Source organism: Chitinimonas sp. (assembly GCF_041904975.1).
GTDB lineage: Bacteria > Pseudomonadota > Gammaproteobacteria > Burkholderiales > Chitinimonadaceae > Chitinimonas.
Map to the genome: position 1 here is coordinate 1 of NZ_JAYRLZ010000257.1, position 5,992 is coordinate 5,992.

The 5,992-nt window shown below is 61.5% G+C and carries 1 protein-coding gene; it reads right to left on the minus strand.

The window, feature by feature from the left end; all coding sequences use genetic code 11:
• Window positions 1–5,843: tape measure protein (locus ACE3OH_RS18225; RefSeq protein WP_374356489.1), on the minus strand; the 5,843-nt coding region annotated here is incomplete at its 3' end.
• Between the last annotated feature and the right edge of the window lie 149 nt (window positions 5,844–5,992).

Genomic DNA, 5,992 nt, shown 5'->3' on the forward strand with positions numbered 1-5,992 from the left:
CGTTTCAGCGCCAGACTGGTGGCGGCCTGCTCGGTCAGCGTTTCATCGGCAATATCGGCGCGCTGCTTGTTGGCCTCGCGGGTGTGCTTTTCGATCGCGGCCAGCCGCGTTTCCAGCCGCGTGTTGATCTCGCGCAGGGCCTTTACCTCGGCCACCAGGGCGGTGCTGGATTCGCGGCCGTACTGCGACCAGTCAACCACCATCGGCGCCGCCAGTCTGGCTTCCAGCCGTGCATTGTCGGCGGCCGGGATAATCCGCTCCCCTTGGTGCACCAGCGCAAGCATGTCCGAGGGCACACGATTGGTGCCCACATCAAAGCCGGGGATCTTGTTGGCGCGGGCAAAACTGGCTACATCGGCGGCGCTGGTCGGGCTGGCCGGGTGTGCGGTGTTCCACATCTGCGCCAGCTCGCTGGCGCTATAGCCTTGGGCGCCGCCTTGCTTGATCGCGCCGATCAAGTCGCCAGATTCAGCTCGGCCCAGCAGGCCAACATCAAGCCGCGGCCCGCTGGTGGTGGTTGGCGCACTGGGCGCGGCGGTCGGTTGCGGCGGGCGATTCCCCCATGCCTGGGCGATCTCTTTTGCCAGCGCAGACGGCAGGCCGAGAATCGACGTATTCACCGTATCCATGCTGCCGCCCAGGTTTTTCAGCGCCTCGTACTGTTCAATGCCCTTCTGCACCTGTGCATCCACCTGCGCTTTGATTTGCGCCTCGTAGGTGGCCGTTGCCTGCTTCAGGCCGCGCAGTTCGTCCAGCGTCGCCTTGGCCGATGCATTCAGCCCGCGCAATTCACTGGTCTGGCGTTGTGCATCGGTCTGCAGATCTGTCACCAGCGCATTACCGCTTTGCTGCACCTCGTTATAAAAGTCGGTGTAGCCCTTGCCGCTGGCGTGGTAATCCTGGGTGAGCTTGAGTGCGGCCTCGGTCACACTCTGCAGCTTACCTTGCGCCACCGTATCGCCGGCAGCCGCAGCGGCGCGGGTCTTGCGGTAGTCGGCCTGGGCGGCAGCCAGCTTGGCTTCCATGCTCAATGGCGACAGGTCGCTATACGTCAGGCTGGTCAGGTAGTCGCGTAGCTGGCGGGCAAAGTCGAGTTGCTTCTGCGCCGCCTGGCCGGCCTTGTCGGCGGCCTGCTTTTGCGCGTCATAGCGCTGCATATCCAAATCAAACAGCGCTTTCGCGGCGTTGCTCAGCTCGTCGGTACCGGCGCCAGCCTGGTACAAGTCCGACAGATTGCGCTTGGCCTGGCTGATCTGCTGGTTCAGGTAGTCCGCCTGATCGAGTTCGCCGGTATCGATTTGCACCTTGGCCATGCCGGCATCGATCGCCGACATAAAGCCGCGCACCGTTTGCAGGTTGGCAAAGCTCTGCTTGAGCTTTTCTAGGGTGTCGTCGAACTGTGCCGCAGCAATCTGCATCTGCCGCCATTGGTCCAGCAGTTCGATATTCTTGCCGGTAGCCGCGTTCAGCGCCTGCAGTGATTTGTATTGCTGCTGATACTGCTGATCAATGTCGTACAGCTGTCCAGCCAGCGGCGACAGGCCAAAACGGTCGATAGACTGGCCAATGCCGTCGATGATCTGCGAGACTTTCTCGGCACGCTGCGCCTCAAGCTGTGCCAGCTGCGCCTGCTTGAGCTCGCCCAGTTTCTTGCGGGCAGTTTCAACGTCGCCGGTGTATTCGCTCAGGCCGTCGATGCCGTCCTGATAGGCGCGGTTGATCTGCTTGAGTTGGCGGGCATAGTCATCAGCCGCGTTCAGGTCTTCCAGCTGCCGATTCAAGTCCTTGATGTAGTCCTTGGCGTCCTTTTTCTGATCACCAGAACCCGACCCACCGGCATCACCGCTGCCGCTGCCGGTACCGGAATTTTTGGTAGGCCAGCGACTGAAGTTAGTGCTAGCGACGCCGCCGATCATCGATGCCGCTTTGCCCACCTTGGCCAGCAAGTCCTGAAAGCCCTTGTCATTGAACAAGGCCTCGAATACGGCGGCCGTGTCCTGCGCTTTTTTCACCATGGCATCGATGGATGCCTCGCTGATCGCATCAGTAATCGTGGTGCCCGCCATGACCGATTTCACAATCGGGTCCACAATCCCTTCGGTGAAAATCGAAGCCAGCTGCGATGCCGCAGAATCCAGCAGGGCATTGTTCACACTGCCCACCAGGGCGGCAGAAAAGTCGTCACCGGCTTGCTTGGCATCCGGGTTGCTGGCTGCCTGCAAAATGCCCGATTTGATGGTGTCAAAGCCCAGGCCCAGCGTGGTGGCGGTTTCAGCCATCTGCTGTTTCTGCTTCTTCAGCGAATCGAGATAGGCCCGCTCGGCCGGCGCCAGGGCGATCAGGGTGGCGTAACGCTTGCGGTCGCTTTCGTTCTCCAGCTTTTGCGACTCCACCAGCTTTTTGAAGTCAGCTTCGTTCTGCGGCATCTGAACGCCAAGGTCGGTAAATGCCTTATTCAGTGCCGCCGTACTCTGCGCGGTGCGCTCGGCCTCGGTGTAAAAGCCGCTCACATAGGCATTCAGGCCGGCATTGAACTTATCCAGGCCCCCAAACAAGTCCACCAGGCCCTTTTCTGCCTCATAGCTCAGCCCGGCAAACTGCCCGAAGGTCTGGCCCAGCTGGGTAAACAGGTCGATGGTCTGCTTGATGGTCTCAGCCGTCTGCAGCACGTTATCGATCGCGGCCTGATCAAAGTGCGACACATCGCCGACGCTCTTCAGGTATTTGCCCACCTCGCCCGGCAGGTCGGCGGCCTGCAGGGCCTGCACCGTTGCCTGTTTGAGATCGAGGCTGAACGCCTCCAGGGCCGCCTTGCTGTCCAGACTGGTGGCCTTGCTGGGGTCGTACAGGGTGCCGTGGTAATTGCTGCGACCACCACCCAGCCCCAGATCGCCAAACGTGGCGCCGGTCGACAGGGTGCCGCCGGCATACACACCGCCCCGGCCGCGATCGCTCGATTCCAAACCGGCCTGAAAGCCGGTCACTTTGGCGGTAGAGCCATAGTGCGCCAGCGCCTGGTTAATGCCCGATATAGTCCCGTCCACCGCGCGGGTTACCGAGTCGCCGGCGATCTGCCCGCCGCTAGGGCCTTGAATGAACTGGGTGCTACTGGTCGAGTAATTGCCGTTTGGCGTGGTGCCGTAGCCGTATTGGCCACCCTGCCGGGTCTCGCCCTTGGTTACGCTGCTGACAATGGCGTATAGCGCTGCAGCGGCAGCAATCCATGGCATGGCCGCGCCCAGCACTTGGCCGGCGCCCACTGAGCCAAATGCACCATAGGTCTGCGCTACGCCAGTCATACCGTATTGCAAGCCGTAGCCGAATGATTCCAGCCCGGCGAATCCGATGCTGGAACCGAGCGAAGCCACCCCGCCACCAATGCCGCCCAGGCTACCCAGGGCAGACAAGCCACTGGCGCCGGCGGCGCCGGTCGATGCGGCGGCGCTGCTGCCGGCAATGCCGGCGCCAATGCTGCCCAGGGTACCGGCCACAGACGTGAGCACCGGCTGTAGCGCAATACGAATTACCTGGTGCTTGAGCCAGTCAAAGGCTTGCGAACCCAAGTCGCGAAAACCCTTCCATCCACGCGCCGCGCCATCGATCAGCTTGTTGTAAATGGTCTTGGCCATATCATTGGCCGGCTTGGCTTGCTGGTTGGCATACCACTGCTGAAAGTCACCCTCTAGCCGCTTGCGTTCTTCACTACCTTCGGCGGCCAGGTCAATGCGCTTGCGCCAGGTGTCGGCCTCGATTTCCAGCAGGGCGCGAGCCCTTTTTTCCTCCTCAATAATCGAATCCGCAGCAAAGCGGCGGTTGGCCACTTCCAGCTCATTGGCGCCTTGCAGAGCGAGCTTTCTGCGCATCAGCGCATCGACAACCAGGCCATGAACGCGCGCCTCCTCCTTCAAGTCATCAATCTCTTTCTGGGTTCGCTTGCGCCCCTTTTCATCGGTCAGTTCCCGGTTCAGATCGGTCTCGATCTTCAACTGTGCTGAGGCCAACTCGCGTTCCTGCGAGGTTTTGCCAATCAGGTCAATTTCCTGTTTCAGCCCGTCAACCTGGGCGCGGTGCGCTGCCTTGGTTTCTTCCAGTTTCTTGGCATAGGCCACCGTGGCTTTACCGGCATCGGTTTCGGTTTCCACCAGCTTGCGCACCGCCTCGGCATATTCAGCCGTCGTCATCTTGCCGGCCTTCAGCCCTGCCTTGAGTGCGTCCAGGTCATTGTTGAATCGCACATTGACGCCGTTGAGCCGGTTCAGAATATCGGCCAGCGCCTCGTTTTCCTTGCCGGCCGCCTTGGCCGCCTTGCCGTGGTCGCTGTATTTCGCGGCAATCAGATCCAGATTCTTCGCGTAGGTCTGCTGCGTGATGGCGCCAACGTCCAGCCAGCGTTTCTGCTGGGCGATGTCGTCATCCATCATCTGTTTCTTGCTGCGGTGGGCCTTGGCCCACTTGGCGGCTTCTTCCTCGGCAGCCTGGGTGACTGGGCTTTTGTAGTTCGACTTACCGGCGCGATTCAGCAGCCTTTGTATGTCGTCATAGGCTTCCGCAGCCGTGTACTTGGCTTTCTCGGCGGCTGCTGCGGTACGGCGCAGCTGGTCGGCCTGCTCTCGGCTGGCCATGGTGTAGTCATTCACCGCGATCGTGCCTTTGCCGACAACCGGGATATATTCCAGCCAGCCCCGGTTGGCATCGATCAGCACTGATTGCACTTCCAGTACGCCATGAGCCAACTGGCTGAAGGCACCGGCCCCCTCTTCCTTGGCCCGCCTCGCCCCGGTGCCGAAGGTCTCTACGGCGGCAGTGAGACCCTTCACGTACTCCACTGCCAGCTCACCGGCCCCGCCTTCGGCCGATCGTTGCTGAAGCTCCACCCAGGCATTGTGCAAGCGGTTTACTGCCGCCTGCGCCATACCGGCCGCCTCGGCTGACGCATCACCCATTTCGCGGCGCATCTGCGCGGCAAACTTGGGCAAGAAATCATCTGATATCACCTCGCCCTGCTCCAGCATCTTGCCAAGCTCTGCGGTAGATACGCCCATGGCACGCGCCGCCATCTGGAATGCACCCGGCAGCCGCTCGCTCAGTTGACCGCGCAGTTCTTCGCTTTGCACCGTGCCCTTGCTCATCATCTGGCTGATGGCCAGCAAGGCGCCGCTGGACTCTTCGGCCGATAGGTGCATGGTGGTAGACGCCATGCCGATGGCCTCGAAGATATCCCGCGTTTTTTGGCCCTGCAGGCTGGTGCCGTGGGCTGCGGCGGCCAGTTTCATATAACTGTTGGCGGTGCTGGTGAACTCCATCCCAAGCCGGTTGGCGGTTTCTTTCAGATATTCCAGATCCTTGCCGGCGGCGACCGTGCTGCCATCATTGGCAAACTTCAGGCCGGTGCGCAGCTTGTCGATCTGGATCTGTGCATCCAGCGCACTCTTGCCCATGCCGGCCAAGGTCGCCACCACGGCACTGCCGGCCACGGCGGCGCCGGCGGCTTGCAAGGCCTGCATACCCGTTGCCAGACCGTTCAGCGCTTCGCCGGCACGGCCTGCAACCGGAATCAAGCGGGCCTGCGCCGCTTCTTCGGCGCGCAGCTTGGCAATCAGCTCGGTCGCGGCGTCGGCCACACCGAGCTTGCTGGCGCGCAGCATCAGCATCTCGCTCTTGGTCTTGCCAATGGCACTGACCTGGTCGCGCAGGCTCTCGATGAATTTCTCACCCTCGCTGGCGGTCTTCTTCGACGCTGCGCCCAGCTGATCCAGCGCACCGGTAGCCAGCTTCATCTCGCCGACAAAGCCGCTACCGTCCGCCTTCAGCCGAATCCCGACAGTGATGTCATTGCCGCTCATGGTCACCGATCATTCAAAACACGGAGCGCGGCGCGCTCCATCTGCTGCAAGTCCTGCAATAACGCTCTGCGGCGCTGGGTTTGGTCGACCATCTCCCGCAGATAGCAAATCACCCGGTCAATCGGCAGGCATTCCCACAGCAGCGCACC